General features: G+C 32.5%; 13 protein-coding genes and 1 pseudogene. All 14 read right to left on the bottom strand.

Annotation, left to right across the window (positions count from 1 at the left end; genetic code table 11):
* Positions 1-2 precede the first annotated feature (2 nt).
* Positions 3-866 (bottom strand): branched-chain amino acid ABC transporter permease, encoded by an 864-nt coding sequence (locus tag BX659_RS08520; RefSeq protein WP_097018998.1) that lies wholly within the window; start codon positions 864-866, stop codon positions 3-5.
* A complete protein-coding gene (locus BX659_RS08515; protein ID WP_097018997.1) occupies positions 866-1,570 on the bottom strand; it encodes an ABC transporter ATP-binding protein in 705 nt (234 codons plus the stop codon). The genes BX659_RS08520 and BX659_RS08515 overlap by 1 nt, the downstream gene beginning before the upstream one ends.
* Positions 1,554-2,330, bottom strand: coding sequence for an ABC transporter ATP-binding protein (locus tag BX659_RS08510; protein ID WP_097018996.1), 777 nt, complete (start codon positions 2,328-2,330; stop codon positions 1,554-1,556). The genes BX659_RS08515 and BX659_RS08510 overlap by 17 nt, the downstream gene beginning before the upstream one ends.
* A 346-nt stretch (positions 2,331-2,676) precedes the next feature.
* Complete coding sequence (locus BX659_RS08505; protein WP_097018995.1) at positions 2,677-3,573, bottom strand: radical SAM protein; 897 nt, start codon at positions 3,571-3,573, stop codon at positions 2,677-2,679.
* 276 nt (positions 3,574-3,849) lie between these two features.
* Positions 3,850-5,796 carry an elongation factor G gene (locus BX659_RS08500; RefSeq protein ID WP_097018994.1) on the bottom strand — a complete coding sequence of 649 codons (1,947 nt, stop codon included), beginning with the start codon at positions 5,794-5,796 and terminating at the stop codon, positions 3,850-3,852.
* 192 nt (positions 5,797-5,988) lie between these two features.
* A complete protein-coding gene (locus tag BX659_RS08495; protein WP_219884431.1) occupies positions 5,989-6,402 on the bottom strand; it encodes a hypothetical protein in 414 nt (137 codons plus the stop codon).
* A 148-nt stretch (positions 6,403-6,550) separates the two neighbouring features.
* Positions 6,551-6,655 (bottom strand): hypothetical protein, encoded by a 105-nt coding sequence (locus tag BX659_RS19275; RefSeq protein ID WP_219884430.1) that lies wholly within the window; start codon positions 6,653-6,655, stop codon positions 6,551-6,553.
* Between the two features lie 294 nt (positions 6,656-6,949).
* A complete protein-coding gene (gene uvrA, locus BX659_RS08485) occupies positions 6,950-9,808 on the bottom strand; it encodes an excinuclease ABC subunit UvrA (RefSeq protein WP_172431968.1) in 2,859 nt (952 codons plus the stop codon).
* Positions 9,809-9,859: 51 nt separating this feature from the next.
* The gene (locus tag BX659_RS08480) at positions 9,860-10,750 is read right to left on the bottom strand and encodes a hypothetical protein (RefSeq protein WP_097018992.1); all 891 of its coding nucleotides are present in this window, start codon (positions 10,748-10,750) and stop codon (positions 9,860-9,862) included.
* Between the two features lie 177 nt (positions 10,751-10,927).
* Positions 10,928-11,899, bottom strand: a complete 972-nt coding sequence (locus BX659_RS08475) for a phosphotransferase enzyme family protein (protein ID WP_172431967.1) — start codon at positions 11,897-11,899, stop codon at positions 10,928-10,930.
* A gap of 157 nt (positions 11,900-12,056) precedes the next feature.
* Positions 12,057-13,745: an ABC transporter ATP-binding protein gene (locus BX659_RS08470; RefSeq protein WP_219884429.1), complete on the bottom strand. Its 1,689-nt coding sequence runs from the start codon at positions 13,743-13,745 to the stop codon at positions 12,057-12,059.
* Between the two features lie 10 nt (positions 13,746-13,755).
* Positions 13,756-15,513, bottom strand: coding sequence for an ABC transporter ATP-binding protein (locus tag BX659_RS08465; RefSeq protein ID WP_097018989.1), 1,758 nt, complete (start codon positions 15,511-15,513; stop codon positions 13,756-13,758).
* A 1,154-nt stretch (positions 15,514-16,667) separates the two neighbouring features.
* Positions 16,668-17,562 (bottom strand): annotated as a pseudogene (locus tag BX659_RS08460) (Rpn family recombination-promoting nuclease/putative transposase).
* Between the two features lie 155 nt (positions 17,563-17,717).
* A complete protein-coding gene (locus BX659_RS08455) occupies positions 17,718-18,764 on the bottom strand; it encodes a Fic family protein (RefSeq protein ID WP_097018988.1) in 1,047 nt (348 codons plus the stop codon).
* Between the last annotated feature and the right edge of the window lie 311 nt (positions 18,765-19,075).

Genomic DNA, 19,075 nt, shown 5'->3' with positions numbered 1-19,075 from the left:
AGTTAAACACTCCTTCCCATCAGACCAGTTGGCTTGATTAATAACATCAGTAACATAATCAGAAAGGCAACACCTGGTTTATAAGTTGGAGGAATAATCAATGTAGAAAGTTCCTGAGAAACTCCTATCACTAAACCACCTAGCATAGCTCCATAGGGACTACCTATCCCTCCTAAGATAGTTGCAGCAAATAAAGGTAACAGTAAATTCCACCCCATACTAGGTGATAGATGAGTATCGATTCCTAATAAGATTCCTGCTGCAGCTGTCAACACTGCACCTAAAACCCAAGTCCATTTGATGACCTGCTCAGTATTGATTCCTGTTACTTTAGCCAAATCCATATTATCAGACATTGCTCTCATTGCTTTTCCCATCTTAGTTTTCCTTAAGAATAAATGTGCCAAGATTACCAAAGCTACTGTCACCACTAAGATTAAAATCTGATTTGGTTTGACTCTAACACCTAAACCTAATTTGATAGGCATCTGAATCCCTTTATCATAAAAGTGATTCTGTGGTCCCCAGATTAATTGGATAAAGTTCCTTAAAATCAAGGCAATACCTACTGAACCGATTAGGAGTATGATCGAGTCACTCTTTCTTAATGACTTATAGATAATCTGATCTACAATAATAGCCACAAATGCTGTTAGAGCCATTGCCAGCACAAAAGCTGCCCACATTGGCATCCCCAATTGTACCTTAAATAAAAAAGCAAAATATGCCCCTAAAGTCATCATATCACCATGAGCAAAGTTACCAAACTTTAAAATTCCATATAATAATGATAAACCAATCGAACCTAAAGCAATTATACATCCTAAGATAATCCCATTACTGATTAATTGTAATAACAATACCATCACCCCCCAAGGAAAAGTTGTGCTACCTCTTCATTATTTAATAAAGCTTGCCCTGTATCTTCATACTTCTTCTGTCCAGCTGCCAAGACATATCCTCTATCTGACATCTTTAAAGCCTTCTTAGCATTCTGCTCTACCATTAGAACTGATACTCCAGTTTCCTTATTTATCTCAGCCACCTTTTCTAAGATCATATCGATATAAAGTGGTGATAAACCAGCTGTTGGTTCATCTAATAAGAGTAGCTCAGGCTCCATAATCAAGGCTCGCCCAAAGGCTACCATCTGCCTTTGCCCACCACTTAAGTTACCAGCCTGGGTCTTTCTCTTCTCCTTTAATGGTGGAAAGAGATCATAGATTAAATCAAATCTATACTTCTTATTGGTCTTACTTATAAAAGCCCCCATCTCCAGATTCTCATGGACTGTCAATGAAGGAAAGACATTATCACTTTGGGGTACAAAGGATAATCCTAATCCTACTAGCTGATCTGGGGTATTTTGATTGATTGAATCACCATAATAAAGAACCTCTCCTTGCTTTAAATTGACTAAACCAAAGATTGTCTTCAGGGTAGTTGATTTACCTGAGCCATTGGGACCGACAATAGAAACAATCTCCCCTTGATTGACCTCTATAGAGATTCCATGGAGGATATCCATATCTCCATAGCCAGAGACTACATCCTTAACCTGCAATATCATTGTGACCCTCCTCTACACCAAGATAGGCTTCTAAAACCTCTTTATTATTGCGAACCTCCTGAGGTGTTCCCTCAATTAAATGCTCGCCATTATTCATTACAATCACCTTATCACATATATCCATGATTAAATCCATATTATGTTCGATTAACAAGAAGGTCTTACCTTGTTGCTGGAGCTTACGAATATTCTCAGCAATTTTTTTCATCAAAGTAGGATTGACTCCTGCTGCTGGTTCATCTAGTAGAATCATATCTGGATCAGACATTAAAGCCCTTCCCAATTCCAAAAGCTTCTTCTGACCTACCGACAAATTTCCAGCAAGTTCATACTTAACATGGGTCAACTCTAAAAATCCTAAAACCTCCTCTGCCCTAGCCTTAATCTTTTGTTCTTCAGCCTTAACCTGTTTATTTCTAAACCATGAGTTCCAAATCTTCTCCCCTAGCTGATTAGCTGGTACTAGCATTAGATTTTCGATAGTTGTCATCTTCTCTAAAGCCCTAGGAATTTGAAAGGTACGATATAATCCCTTATGGACAATCTTATGGGCTGGTAATTGATCGATTCGTTCTTGATTAAACCAGACCTCGCCTGTATCTAACGTAAGTCCTCCAGAAATCAGATTAAATAAGGTAGTCTTACCTGCACCATTTGGACCTATTAAACCAGTAATTTTATTGGCTGGAACATCTATTGAACAGCGATTAACCGCTCTAAATCCATTGAATTCTTTGACAGCTTCTTTAACCTTGAGCATATCTTTCCCTCCTTTTGAATATATTTTAAAAATTTAAAGAATTATTAACTAAACGTCAATGTGAACTACATGTTAACTATAAGAGAAATTATATAACTTTTATCATTATATGTCAAGTTTGTGTTAAAAAATACTGGAACAATACTTTTTGTGTTAAGTTTATGTAAAATATATTCGAATTCTTAAAATTGATTCTTACATTTCTCAATTCCATAAGACATTTAAAACAACACCCACGTCAACATAATATAAATTTCATCATTTTCAGCAGAAGCAATATTAGGTACTACTTCTAGCTCTGCTAAGCCTCTTCTCCTAATAATTTTTTTACTTAACATACTTAATTCTAAATTAAGTTAAGCCCAGCATTTTTGGCAAGCTTTATAGCATAATCAAACTCTGTTGAGGTAATAGAGCGGCTAAGTTCCTTATACTCTTTAGCTTTATATGCTGGGTAGTATTGTTCCATAATATTCACATAAGTATTTGGTGATAATTCTTGAGCAATAAAGTTTATAACCTCTTCAGTACCTGCTAGATTTTCTGGTAATATTAAATGACGAATAATTAATCCTTTGGTCGCTAAACCATCTCTTATCTGTAAATCTCCTACCTGTCGATGCATCTCCTTTAAAGCAGTCTTAACAATTGTCATGTATCTTTCAACCTTTGAATACTTTAACCCAGTCTCTTCATCAGCATATTTAAGATCAGGCATATAGATATCAACCACCCCATCTAAGAGTTGTAATACCTCTAAGTCATCATATCCTCCTGAATTATAAACAATTGGAATCCTAAGACCTTTCTTTACTCCTTCTAAGATTGCTGCTAAGAGAGCATGAATCATATGGCTTGGAGTAACAAAGTTAATATTATGGCAACCCTGTTTCTGTAATGAAAGCATAATTTGAGCTAATTTCTTCTTATCAATCTCATCTCCAGCAGGAACTTGGCTTATATCATAATTCTGACAATAAACACACCTTAAGTTACAACCACTAAAAAAGATAGTACCTGACCCATAACTACCAACTAATGGTCCTTCTTCTCCAAAATGCGGTCCAAAACTAGCAATCCTAATCTTATCCCCTGTTTTACAATAACCAAGCTCCCCCTTGCTACGGTCAACATGGCAGTGATGGGGGCAGAGAGTACAATCTTCCAATATTTGATAAGCCTTCTCTACCCTTTCTTCTAATTCTCCTGACTTATATAAACCTATATATGATGGTTGTATCATTTATTTCAGCTCCTTAATAAATTCGATATTATTAGTTGATTAGTCTTTAGTCTTTAGTCTTAAATTAGTATTCCACTTTAGTTCTTTAAAATCCCAAAAATAACTGTGAAAATATATTATTACATAAAAAAGCCGGGGCAAATACCCCGGCTCTCTATTTCTACTCTCTATTTCTACTCTCTATTTCTACTCTCTATTTCTACTCTCTATTTCTACTCTTTATCTTTTACTTAAATATTTACGATTATTTCTATATTATTATAGAATAATTTTTCATTAGCCACAATGCATCTGCTCCTCTGCTTCATACCATGGCACTGTATAGCCTTGACCTTTAGAACAAAAGATAGAGGATGAACTATACTCCTTATCTGCATCCTTATTATAGTTGATTCTCTTAATAACCTCCTCTTGATTATGGCAAATATCATAGCCACTAAATGTTAAGTTTATCATTCCCTTACCACTGGTAAAAGCTAATAATTCAGTCGGATAATTCATAAAAGTAGCTACAGGGGCTCTCCCTTTAATTATAGCCTTATCTTCTATAATCTTGGGAGGTTCAAAAGTGCCACTAGCCTTCTGAATATCCGCTAAAACCCTGCCCAGATCATCTAAATCTACTTTTATCTTAAAGCCATAGTAAGGTTCAAGGAGGATATTATCGGCCTTTTCCAGCCCCTGTCGTAAAGCTCGATAGGTAGCTTCTCTAAAATCTCCTCCCGAAGTATGCTTATTATGTCCTCTTCCTGTTATTAAGGAAATCTTTAGATCAGTTAAAGGACTTCCTGTCAGTAAGCCTTTGTGCCCCTTCTCAAAGATATGCTGCTTAACCAGATTCTGATTTCCTCTGCTTAAAGCATCGACATGGCATAAGTTTTCAAAAACTATCCCACTCCCTCTCTCTTCTGACTCGATCTTGAGATGAACCTCAGCATAATGTCTCAGAGGCTCAAAGTGACCATAGCCAAAAACTTCACCAGTGATTGTCTCTTTATAGATAATCCCAGGCTCACCAAAATCTATATTCAAATCAAATCTATCCTTAACAATTTCCTTTAATATCTCAAGCTGAATCGGTCCCATTACATTAATCTGAAGCTCCTGTAGCTCTTCCTGCCAAGCAACTTGCAGAGAAGGATCTTCATCATTTAAAACCTTGAAAACTCTTAGGACTTCCTTGATATTTGTTGAAGCATCAAAAATAACCTTCGATCTTAAAGTAGCTATCATATTATAAGCTGGTGCTTGATCAACATTTCCTAACCCCAATCCAGCTCTACTTTTGGATAATCCCATCACCCCCACTAGCTGACCAGCCCTAGCAGATTCTACTGTTTCATATTTTTCTCCATTGTAGACTCTTAGCTGAGTTATCTTTTCACTGATTTCATCATCACCAGCTAGATAACTCAGCTCATCTCTAACATTTATACTTCCACCTAATATTTTCATAAATGAGATTCTATTCCCCTGATCATCATGACCTATTTTATAGATTCTTGCTTTAAAATCTTGGTCAGTATAGTTAGTTTCTGTCAGCTGATGAAAGTTATCAAAAAATTCAATAACTCCTTGATCCTGTAAAGCTGAACCACTGCTAGCTAGATCTAATCTGTTCTTTTCAATCATTTTTCTTATCTGATTTAACCAGATTTCTTTACTATAGTCACCATCAAGATATAGTTCTAAGAGTTTATTATTTCTCTCTGCTACAAACTCTATTACCTCTTCCTCCAAGTCTTCATTTACAGAAGAGTTAAGAAGGCAGACATCTTCAGTCAAATTAACTCTGATTTCTTCCATAACTCTTTCTACATCTGCTCCAATTCTATCAATCTTATTAATAAAGAAGAAGGCTGGTATCTGATGCTTCTTTATTAACTCCCAAACTGTTTCGGTATGCCCCTGTACACCTTCGACAGCACTAACAATGATGATAGCATAATCCATCACCATGATCGTTCTTTCCATCTCCGGGGAAAAATCCACATGACCAGGGGTATCGATTAAATAATAAGTATCTCCTTTATAATCCATCACAGCCTGTTCAGAAAAGATAGTGATACCTCGCTCTTTTTCTAGCTGATGAGTATCCAGATAAGAACTCTGATGATCTACTCGACCCAGTTCTCTAATTGTATTAGTATGATATAACAGCCCTTCTGAAAATGTCGTCTTACCTGCATCGACGTGGGCTATAACTCCGATTGTTTTGTTCATTATTAGACCTCCTGGCACTGATAAAAAATTAAATATACTACTATAATTATTTTCATCATTTAGCTATAAAGCCCTTCATATTTACTTTTTAATACTAAAAAGAAACTAAATATCGGATCAGATCTATGATAAATATAAGCCTTATTAGCTAATTTATAAGATATCAATTCCAACAACTTATACTTATTATACTTATAATTTTTTCTTTAATTCTAGCATCATCTTCATTAATTCTTCATCTTCATCATAGGCAGAAGTCCCTTTAATATCTGCTTCACCAACACCATCACTATAGGGAATAGTATAAATAAGAGGGACACTTAATTTCTCCTCAATAATTTGTTTCTCTCTTAGACTTTTAACCTTATTTAATACAGCTACATTATTTTTAATCCCTATATCCTGAGCTAATCTATTTATTCGTTCTACTGTCTCTACTGAACGCAAATTAGGTTCTACAACCGCGATTAAGACATCTATATTTTCTGTAGTTCCTCTACCTAAATGCTCAATTCCAGCTTCCATATCCATAATCAGAGTATACTCAGACTTATTTAAATAATGTTTTAGCAGTTTTTTTATAAGTGCATTCTTTAGCAACTTCAATATGAGCTTTATCTTGCTCTAATTTAGGATTATTACAGCCTACAATCCCATCCATTTTTTCGTCAGATACCTTAATCCTATCTTTTACTCTAACAGGATAATTTTCAATAGCTGTTTTAATAATTTCTCTAGCAATTTCATCTGCCTGCTATGGACAAAATTCAATATGTTCTGCCCCTGGCATCTTTGCTTTTTCAGAAGTAGTAATTATTTTGGTATGATAACAATCAGCCACATCTACTAACGAAGGCATAATACAAAGTGAAATTAATAAATCATGTTTAATACTATAAATTCTAGATTGATTGCTATAAATCTTCAAAACTTAATATTTTATATTAATGTTGTGTTAAATATTTTGTATTTTATTACTTTTATAACATAAAAAAGAAGACCAATCGAAAAACAATTAGTCTTCTTGTTAAGTATATGTAATGATAATCATAGAAAATACTTAATTTTTTGTCTCACTATTATAATCAATAAATACATTTTATCTAAGTATCTTTTTAAACAGTCCCCTTAAACCAGTTATTACTTCATCGATTTATGTTGTTATTATATACTGACCGGTCTTAGATTCAGGACAAGCTATTATATCATGAAGAGTTCCAGCAACTACCACCTCTCCTCCATGCTTTCCAGCTCCTGGTCCCATATCAATAATGTAATCTGCATCTTTGATTACATCAGTATTATGCTCTATAACTAATACAGAATTTCCATTTCTTATCAGGGATCGAATAGCTTTGATTAACCTTTTTATATCTTTGGAATGTAAACCTGTCGTTGGCTCATCCATAATATATAGCATATTTTTAGTCCCGCGTACCTTACCTATCTCTTTAGCCAGACATAGCCTATGTGCCTCTCCCCCAGATATGGTATTGGTTGGTTGACCTAGTTTCATATATCCAAGACCAAGATCACAAACATAACTTATCTTATGATGTATATACTCATTATCCTCAAAGAACGAAAGTGCTTCTGCGAAATCAAGTTCAAGAACCTGCTTAATATTCTTACCCTTATAAAAAACCTCCAGAACTTCTTCACTATATTGATTACCTTTACATTCAGGGCAAGTTGTCTGTAAATCTCCTAAGTAATGAATATGGGAATCAAGATATCCCATCCCCTTACATGATGGACATCCCCCCTTGGAGTTAAAAGAGTAATATGATTTATGGTCGAGATTATACTTTATGGCATCATCTGTAGCAGCAAAAATATCCCTTATTCGATCAAATATACCAATATAAGTAGCTGGTGTAGATCTTGGAGAGTTCCCTACTGATGACTGATCAATACAGTAAACATCCTTTATCTTTTCCAGACCTTCAATATGTTTATGTTTACCTGGTATAACTCTAGGATCATGTAACTTAGACCAAAGGGCCTTATACAGAATTTCTATCCCTAATGAACTCTTACCTGACCCTGAAATGCCAGTTAAACAGACCAGACTGTTTAAAGGTATGGACACATCTATATTCTTGAGATTATTTTCTTTGGCACAAACTATCCTAATAGAATTATTTTTCTCAAAAGAAAACTTTTTATCATCTATACTATTATCTTCTGAATTTAAGAAAGTAGCTATCACCGATTTATCGTTTTTGATAACCTCTTCAACTGTTCCACTACTTATTATTTGACCGCCATTCACACCTGCAGCAGGACCCATTTCAATAAGATAATCCGCCCTTTTAATTATATCCAGGTCGTGCTCTATGGTAATAACAGTATTACCCTGTGCACACATTTTTTCCAATAAATTAATTACCTTTTCATTATCTGTACCATGTAAACCAACAGTAGGTTCATCAATTATATAAGTTAGTCCCATCAGATCAGAGTCTATCTGTCCTGCCATACGCACCCTCTGATATTCTCCACCTGAAAGTGTATCTGCTCTTCTATTTAAACTAATATAATCCAGACCAATCTCTACTAAAGAATTCAGTCTTGATCTCACCTCATCTATTACTGGTAGAAGAGCCTCTTCCTTCTCTACTGGGATTTCTATATCTTCAATAAAATTCTTTAAATCCTTAAGTTCCATATTCCCCAGCTGGTAATAACTATAGTCATTTATATGTATGTATTGTCTCTGTGGCTTTAACCTTGTCCCATGACAGGATTGACATCTTTCATTAACCATAAACCTATCATAAAAATCTTTTTCCCAGTTTTTCAGTTCTCTGCCCTTACTCTCTTGATATTCTCGATTTATCTGATTTATTATCCCCTCAAACTCTACTTGTTCACCTAGCTGTGCAATATATCGAGGTAGCTCCTTAGTATAGTCATCAGGTCTCAAGAGTGGAAAGGTCTCCTTCTTTGTTCCATAAAAGATTAAATCTTTGGCATAATCAGGTAAGGCGTCAAATGGTTTCTCAAAAGAAAAACCATAATGTTTAGCTAGACTATACATACGCAGATATTTAAATGCCTGTCTTTTGTTACAAAAGTCGGGAAATAAAGCTCCATCCTTAAGACTTTTCTTTTTATCTTTCACCACCATAGTAGGATAGGCAGTCTTGGTTATCCCTGTTCCATTACATTCATCACATGCACTATTCAAATCATTGAAGGAGAAAAATGAAGGTAAGATATCAGCAACAAAGATTCCGTGTTCTGGACATCCATGTTTCTGGAAAAACGATTCACATTTTCTCCGCTCTTCAAGATCTGGTATTACAATCCTAATAAAACCATGTCCCTCTTCAATGGACTTTTGTACAGCCTTAATATCACTTCTATTAAACTCTTCTTTTATTTGAATTTTACTGGCAACTACCATTATAGATTCTGGATCTTGATCTATCTGAATCCAGTCACGCAGATCTTTTCGTTCTCCATCTATCTCTATCTTTTTATAACCCCTAGCACGTAACTGAGCAAAAAATTGATCATATTTTTTCGACTTGTTTTTATATACAGGAAACTGGAGTTCTACTATAGTCATTTCTGGCAGCTTTTGTAGTTCTTTAATAAGATAGCTTAGTGACCTGACAGGAAATTTCTTGTTGCAGTAAGGACAGCTACCATGACCTATGAGAGAATATAAATAGCGAAGATATGTGCTGAGCTCTGATAAAGTTCCTATTGTTGCTCGTGGGTTTTTCCGCGGTTTATATTGCTTCAAACTGACTACTGGGGTAAGTCCTTTAATATAATTAATATCGGGCTGTTTAAGCTGACTGCTAAACATTTTTACCTGCTCGGAAAGACAATCCAGTAGACGTTTTTGTCCAGCAGCATATATAATGTCATAAGCCAGGGTTGATTTTCCCGAACCACTGACACCACTTATCACTGTATGCTTGCCATGTGGTATTTCAACATCTATGTTTTTAAGATTATGCTCTCGAGCTCCATTTATCTTAATATGGTTCTCCAATATAAAAACACCTTCCTTATTTTATAATAAAGAAACTAATCTCTAAACAAATTATTTATTCAATCTATAACCTATCTGATAGAACTCTTCTTTTTGATTATTTATCTTTATAGGCTCTATGTATCTATCAGCTATACCCACTCGATATAACCAATTATAGTTTATCCCAAATCCATGTTCTCTTGTTTTTAAAGAGAAATCCTTTAATGTACCATGTTCGTTTAAATAAGATATTATCGGGCGATATACCTCTTCTGTATTCTCCTTAAGATACTGATAACAGTCTTTAAGAATCTGGTCAATTAGTTCTGCTGTTACTTCTTCATAAAATAGAAGATCATATATTCTCTTAAATATATCAGGATTTATCTTGCGAGCCTGAGCTATAATTTCTCTTTCCGGAATAGAACGATTTCGAGCAACTTCCAACCAGGCTATCCCCTCTGCTATTTGAGGAATAAAGTAAATAGCATTCTCACTATTCTTTTTCACCCGAAAATTCTTTTCAGCCTTATTTAAATAATATACAGCATTAGAAAAGCCCAGTAGCATCTCAATCTCTCTATCTTTTTCTCCATAATAAAAGATATCTTCAAAGTCTTCTTCCAAAGTTATGTCTTTACAAAAAAGAAGAGTACTCTTTGAAAGAGCACAAAACCAATAATCAGCAACATTAGTGCTTGCCAGATATTCTTTAAATTCATTAATTGTTCTGATATTTAATGCTACATGAACATTATGTTCCAAAAGATGATAAGAGGAAGAACCCTGATAACTCTCATCAAAGATTAATAATATTTCAAGATCAGACCATTCCCAGATTAAATCATGACTCATACTCCCTATAAGAAATCCTGCTAAACACTTCTTTTCATCTTGAAATTTTTCAATTGTACTATCTAATGCCTTTTTAAATTGTTCCCGCAATTCTTTATTCTCCATATACTACACTAATCCTCCCATCATATTTTTATACACTTCTTATTTTGAACTTACACTATATATTTAATATAGAATTAGTAATTTCCTTCTTTATTTCAAGTAAATATGTAAAAATATATCATAAGTTAGTCCAAACTATCATTTATGCACCTCAACTAGAATGTTGCTAATCCATTATTATATAAACTGCTCGATGTCAAAACCTTGTAAATAGGATATACCATTTTCTATTCGATATTTCATTTCTTCTAATATCTCCTTAACCCTCTCATCAACATTATATCTATTTAAGTGCTTTAATATATATAGATAAGAATATATCTGTCTATACTCTAAGAAAAATGGTATTTTCTCAATCCATTTATCAGCTATATTATTTTCTAGTCTATACCCTTGCATGAAATTTTTCATGAATTTAGTAGCAAAGTTCAAGTTATCTTCTTTCTGATTTAAAGAAATCCCTTGAATTGCATGATATAAAGAAATACTAATATCATAAATAAACCAATTATATTCACAGTCTCCAAAATCAAATAGTTGAACTTTTCCATTATCAAAATAAAGATTTCCCTGATGTAAATCATTATGTATAATTCCATAGCATTCTTTACACGTAGGAAAAGATTTAAGTTTTTCCACATACTCCTCCCACTTTTCTAAAATAGAATCACTTACTTCTCTAGGAGGATTAATTAAAATATCAGTTGTTTTCCAATCTTTGATTTTACCTACAGTCGATACTACATAACTCTTGGCTAGATTGTGCATTTTGCCCATGGCACGTCCCCACTTCACAATTAAGTCTTTTTCCCAATCTTTTTCATCAATAAAGTCTCCTCCTACTTTTTCAAATATAACATAATAATATAAAGTATTGTTCTCTTTAACTTCCTCAATAAGGTTATCTTGAAGTGAAAAAACTGGTTTAGCTACATTCATCCCATTCTCTGCTAAATAATTAATCCAATTTAACTCTCCTCTAATTAGAGATTTATTAGTCTGAGAAGGTAAGAAGAATTTTATTATAAAACTTTCATTATTGACTTTTACCTCATAAACGCTATCATTAAAACCACCTAACAATTTTAAAGTTGAATAATTTCCACCAAATTTATCAACTACCTCTTTTAACACAGCATTATCAATCATAAATAGTGTTTTCCCTCCCCTTATTTTCATAGCTATAAGACCATGTCAGCTAGCATTCTGCAACTTCGCTACGTCCAACCTCTAATTAAAACTAACAACCTCACATAAGTTAGCTATACTTTCCTTTATCCTCTATCTCATAAAATTTATAAAATGATCAACTTAGTTGAACAGTATATAGCTTCTTATATATAGGAGATTCATTTATTAACTTTTCATGTGTACCTTGGGCAACAACCTTACCTTTGTCTAAAACATAGATGAGATCTGAATTTTGAATAGTTGATATTCTATGAGCTATAATAATTGTTGTCTTTCCTTTTCTTAATTTATCTAGATTCTGTTGAACTTTAAATTCTGTTTCAGTATCCAAGGCTGAGGTTGCTTCATCTAAAATAAGCACTTCTGTATTTTTTAAAATTGCTCTTGATAGTGCAAGTCTTTGCTTCTGTCCACCAGATAAGCTAATTCCACGCTCACCAACTTGAGTTTCGTATTGACTTGGAAATCCTACAATAAAATTATGACACAACATTTCAGTACAGGCATTTTCAATCTGCAATTGATCATATTTTTGATCAAATACCAGATTTTCTTTGATTGATGAAGGTATAAAATGTGGCTGTTGAAAGACTACTGAAATTTTATCTGGATATTGCTCGCCATAACTAGTAACTGGAAGACCATTAATACAAACTTCTCCTTGATTAGGTGAATAGACTCGAAGTAATAACTGGGCAATAGTTGACTTCCCACTACCACTTTCACCAACAATAGCAATTTTCTTACCGATTGGAAAATCAATGGATAGATTATTGAGTACAGGAGCAGAATCAGCCAAATAGCTAAAGGTTACATTTTTAAATTGTATTGACTCAATCTCACCATTGAAATCAATTAAACCAAACTTAGTACTTTCCTGCCCCATTATAGACTGAATACATTCAACAGAAGCCACTAGTCTTCTACCTATTAAAGTCTGTTCAAATACTTGTCCAAGCTCTGTTACTAATTGATTAACTAGAGTAAAACTTACCACAAATTCACCTAGTGAAATTTGATTAGAAATCACACTCATAGCTCCAAAGAAAATAACAACAAGCTTGGTTCCATAAAGAAAAGGTTCACTGATAAATAATATTTTGACTTTAAATAATGCCTCCTTGATAATCGCCTTAAAATAGTTTGAAAACTTTTGCTCATAATTCTTAAGCTGCCAATCCTGACGATTATAGGCTACGATCTCTCTAACTGCTGAAATACTTTCTTCAATAGTAATAGAAACTTTAGCTTTTTGTTCTTTAACTCGCTGTGAAAATTCTTTAGTTTTATCACCAAATTTATTGAGCAAAAGATAATAAATAATTGCTACTGTTATTACCACTACTAACATTATCAGACTAAGTTGTGCTAATAAATAGGCTAAGAATAGAATAGTAACAATACTTTTTACCAAATCTGACAGTAGCTTATTAATAGCTAAATCACTGGCTTCAGCTATATCAGTTCTGATATGGTTTAATAGTTTGCCAACATGCTCCTTATTAAAAATTACAGCTGGTAGATCATAGATTTTTAACAAGAACTCCTTGGTTAAAGACATTTGAAGATGATAACTGATATGGAAAAAAGTCACTCTTCTAACAGTAAACCATAATTTAGGTCCAAAGAAGAAAATAGCATACAGAACGATTAATCTATGAAATTGCTGATACTGCTTGTCGATAAAAACTTTATCGATCAAGTCACGTTGTAATAAGATTGCAATAATTGGTGTTAAACTTTCTAAAACTAGTGCCAAATATCCTAACAGAAACCAGCGTTTTTGCTTTATATATTTAAACATAAATAATAGACTAGAGTTCATCATTAACACCTCTAATTACTAGTTGATAAAATAGTCCTTTCTGATCCATTAAGCTTTGATATGTACCTTCTTCAACGATTTTGCCTGCTTTAAGCACTATAATTGAATCATAGTCCATAATTGTAGAAAGTCGATGTGCTACAGTAACAACTGTTTTATTAACTGCTAACTTTTCTAAGGATTGCTTAACAGCTGCTTCAGTGACATTATCTAGAGCAGATGTCGCTTCATCTAATAGAATGATCGGGGGTTTTTTAAGCAGCATTCTAGCTATTGAAATCCGTTGTTTTTGACCACCAGATAAACGCACACCACCTTCACCAACTATGGTATCATAGCCATCTTCTGTCTCCATAATAAACTGATGGGCACTGGCAAGTTTGGATGCCTTAATGACTTCTTCATCGCTTGCATCAGGATTGCCAAACTTAATATTATCTCTAATGGACATATTAAATAAATAAGTATCCTGAAACACATAGCCAAAGTTCTGTCTTAAATGCTCTAATTTAAGCTTTTTAATGTCATATCCTCCCATTAAAATTTGACCCTGATTAACGTCATAAAATCGCCCGATCAGCTTTAATAATGTGGACTTCCCACTACCACTTTCTCCTACAATGGCAGTCTTCTTTCCTGCTGGAATTATCAAAGAGAGATTATTGATAATTGGCTGACTATCTTTATAAGCAAAGGAGACATTTTTGAATTCAATATCGAATTGATCAAGTTCAACCTTTAAACAGTTATTATCTTCTCTAACATCTGGCTCTAACTTTAAAAAGTCATGTAGATATTTCGCATAATTTAGGGCATGATATTGAGCAGGAATAATATAAAAAAAGACTGAAAAGCCTCGTGATACAAGTCCCATCAGAAAGCTATAGCCAATAAATTCTCCTAGTAATAACTCACCACTTTTTACTAAATCCAAACCATAAAAATAAAATAGAAAAATTGAAATTGTTAATGTCAGTCCAACAGTTGTATAACGAAAATGTCGCCAAAATACTGACCACATTCGTGGAATCCTAAATTGATTAAAATCTTCTATCGTCTTTTCTATAAACCAGTCTTTGCTGCCCATTGCTTTTAATTCAGTTTTAGCTACAATAGCATCATATAAAGACTGCTGTGATGCATGGGCAGCTTTTGTTTCAACACCTAAATAATAATGTATTTTTTTATTTGCAAATTGATTAACAAATACATAAATGATATTTCCAATCATTGCAGCAATAAAAAATATAGGCTCACCAAAAATTAGAACAATCGAAGGTACTACAAACTTGGCTAAATTGTAAATAAATTGTGGGAATAAGAAGGTATAAGTCTGCTGTGTCTCTTTTACTGCATTCTCAAATAAAGATATAATCTGTCCTGTTGGCACCTTCTCATAGTAAGAAAATCCTAACTTTTGTAACTTCACCATTAAATCAGTCTGTTGATTCTTAGTAATTTTATTAGCTATAATCTGTTCCAAGAAGTAGAAGATTGCTTTTAAAATTAAAATCAGTACAACAATCCCACATAAAATCAGAATTTGATTTCTTAGAGGTACCATCTCTTTTAATGGAAGTACATTATCAATTACATATCCCATCCGACGTGGAATCATTAATTCTCCCCAAATCATAATCCCTCCACATAATATATAAAAGAGGGTTAATAATATAACTGGTTTGAAATAGCTTAATGTCCACAAGTATAACTTAAGTATCTCTTTCCTTTCTAGTTGTTTTTTCAATGTGATCCTCCTTACTGATTAGTAATAATCAACCATTATGTACCCCTCCACTCATAAAAAACAAATATATCCAATTTTTCTAATCGCTTAGATTTGATTGTTTAGAAAAATTATAATTTAAATAGCAAATAACTTCTAATAATTGTTTTCCTTATTTCTAATAATATTAACTACTTCTTCTATAAGATTAACAATATTTATACTGTTACTCTTTTTAAAATAAAATCTTTAATCTTAAAATATCTATAATATAGACCTCAAATTTGGGATAAAGTCCTTAAGCTTCCCAAGGTGTCGATACTACTCCTATTCTCAGATAAATTCTAAGTCTTGCATAAATCAGCCCATCCCTTAGTTATATACCTGAATTTGGATGTTACTAATCTGCTGTTCGTATGATAGGGTACCAGTTCAATCTGGTGTGTACCCTATTATTATAATAAGAAGAACGTATATTATTAAGTAAATAACTTTAAACCACAAGCCAATATTCCAGAAGAAACTGCAGAACTAAAAAATCTTACTCGCCCATATGAAGGTTTTAATGATCTTTACAGAGAAACTCAACTTAAATTCATGAGCATTGTTGACTTAATTTTTTCCTCAATATAATCAAGTTTTTGCTAAGTTATGTAGTATTACATCTTTAAAGATGATCTCAGCTTTTTCTACACCTGAAGCTATCTTAGTTGCTGATATTAATCAGCTTAAATCTATTTTAAAGATAAGTAATCACAATCAAAAATAGATAGACAATAAAATTGAATAATTAATAGCTGCTGTGAGAAAAGTTAAGGGAAAACAATATAAAGTCGCTGTTATCGCTACTGCCAATAATCTTTTAAGAACAATTTATGGGATTTGGAATAATAATGAATTTTTTAAAACAAAGTAATGCCTATTAGATTAAAAACTGAATAATTTATTAATTTTTTGAAGTTTGCTGAAAGGTAAACTTATTTTGTCATGCCTATTTTAATTATTTGAATAAATTAAAATTTATTCTTGACTTTTATTAGCTGGTTTATCCGACATGCTCTTTTTAAACATTTAATCCAATGTTACTATTTTTAATAATTTTAACATTTTATTTCCATTGGCAAGATAAAAAAATAACCCCTGAGCTTAAAATATAACTACTCAGGGATTTAACTTTATTTCAATTTTTCTACCTTTTCTTTATTTAAACCTGTTGCCTTAACTACTTTTTCTATATCTAATCCCATACTTAATAAATTTTTAGCAGTTTCAATTTTCTCTTTCATTCTTCCTTTTTCTTCGCCTAATTTTATTCCTTCTTCTCTCGCTTCTTCTGTGGCACCTATTATATTAGTAACTTGGTCATGAATTGCTTTTTGACGACTCTCATATAATTCTCTAGCTTTTTTATCATGACTTAATAATTCTAATACTTCCGCTGCTTCTTTCAACTCTTTTATTCTTTCCTCAAGCATTCTTATCACCTCGCTATCAGGATTTTTCAAAAATAGTGCCCAAGGAATTAAGTTATCCTCATCTCTCTTACTTTCCACCTCATCAACACTTTTAAACCTATCTGCATTTAGTTTTGGCAACTCTATAAAATGAATTTCTTGCAAATCAGTTAATACCTCATTAGCCTCTTTTCCTTCAATAAATAAGTATTATGATACCTACTATTCTCCCTTAAATAATTAAAATTCAAAATATTTATTGTTACAGTCTTTTGTAATTTTCGATAAGAGTCTCCTTCTTCCATTTTTGATTCAAATAATTTACTCCAATAATATAATTTCTCTTCATATTATATTGATTTTTCAATTGAATCTCTATATTTATCTTAGCATTATTATTAGCTGTTGCTTTTATATCTAATCGGCTAAACTTATCATCTTCCCAGTCTTTATTTATATCTGAATTTTCTATTTTTACACTTATAATTTCTTCTTCTGTTCCCTTAGTTCCAAAAACACTATTCAAAAATGCAATTAATATTTCTGGATGTTTTTCAGAACCAAATATCTTCTTAAATACAAAATCAACTTTAGGGTCTAACATTTCTTTTTTCATATTAAATATCCCTCAGTAACTACTATAATTGCTTCAATTTAACAATATTATATCGTATTTTTAGAGAAATTAAAAGTAATACACTCTTACAAAAAACACACAGAACTTAGCATGTCGTGTAACTCTTGTTTACACGACGTGCCGAATACTCTTAGCTACTTTAACCTCTTCCATTCTGCACTTCTTCCTTTTCCTAGTACTTCTATAATCCCTTCTTTTTTTAACTTTCTAAACACCCTATCAATTGTAGAATCAGAAACATCAGGACAAGCATTTCTTATGTCTTCTTTAGTAAAAGTTCCTAATACACTTTTAACAGCCTCTTCTACTCGAAAACTTTTATTTCCTTTTTTGCTTTTTACTAAGCCTACTCTATCTTCAAATTCTTTATAAGCAACAAGTAAAGTACCTAAAAAATAATCTAACCAAATAAAAATGTTATGGTTACTATCATGCCAACCTGTAGAAGATTGATTCAAAGTTTTATAATAACTAGATTTGCTCTCCTCAATTATTTTCTCTAAACTAATATATCTTCCAACTTTATAGTCATATTTATATAATAATAATAGTGTTAATAACCTTGACATTCTACCATTTCCATCATTAAAGGGATGAATACATAAGAAATCCAATATGAAAGTTCCTATTAATATTAAAGGGTCAATATTTTCCTCTCTCATTTCTTTATTTAAGTAATTACATAATTCCTCCATGGCTTTTGGAGTTTGATATGCTGATAACGGCTTAAACCTTATATACCTCTCTCCATTAGGTAATATTTCACCAATAATATTATCTTGATTCTTCCATCTTCCTCCATCTGCGGGAACAAATTTATATAAATCTCTATGCAATTGCAAAATTATATTAGGATTTATTGGAATAGCATCATAAGAAGTATGGATTGTATTTAAAACACCTTTATACCCAGCAATTTCTCCTTCAGAACGATCTTTAATATTTGTATCGTCTTCCATTATCTTTTTTAATCTTTGATCAGTAACAACTATTCCTTCTATACTATTAGAAGCTTTAGTACTTTGAACAATTGCTACTTCTTTTAACTTTTCTAATATTTGTGGAGACTGATTCATATATAAATCTTGTTTTCCTTTATATTCATTTATCTTTCCTACTAACCTCACTATATTCATTGGAATATTCTTATTCTTTAACTTCTCATTTCTAAAAGACATCATAAATATACTCACTCTCCTTATTAATATATTCATTTGTTTTTTTATGACCATGTTTATTATAACATAAACATAGTTATTTTACTATAAACATATTCAAAAATAAAAGAAATGAGTGCGTTTGCTATGGTGAAGACTATATTAGCGAATAAGCATGTCGTGTAACGTCCCTGAGCTTCGCGACGTCCTCGATAATACTCTTAATCTCAGATAAACTCTAAGTATTACATAAGTCAAAACCTCAATTAGGATGTCACTAAGGTGCTGTTCGTATAATAGGGTACATAGCCAGTTCAATCTGGTATGTACTCTTA

Source organism: Orenia metallireducens (assembly GCF_003001995.1).
In the GTDB taxonomy this organism is placed as follows: Bacteria; Bacillota; Halanaerobiia; order Halobacteroidales; family Halobacteroidaceae; genus Orenia; species Orenia metallireducens_B.
Note: the sequence above shows the minus strand (reverse complement) of the source record. Positions and strands in the feature narration are given on the sequence as shown.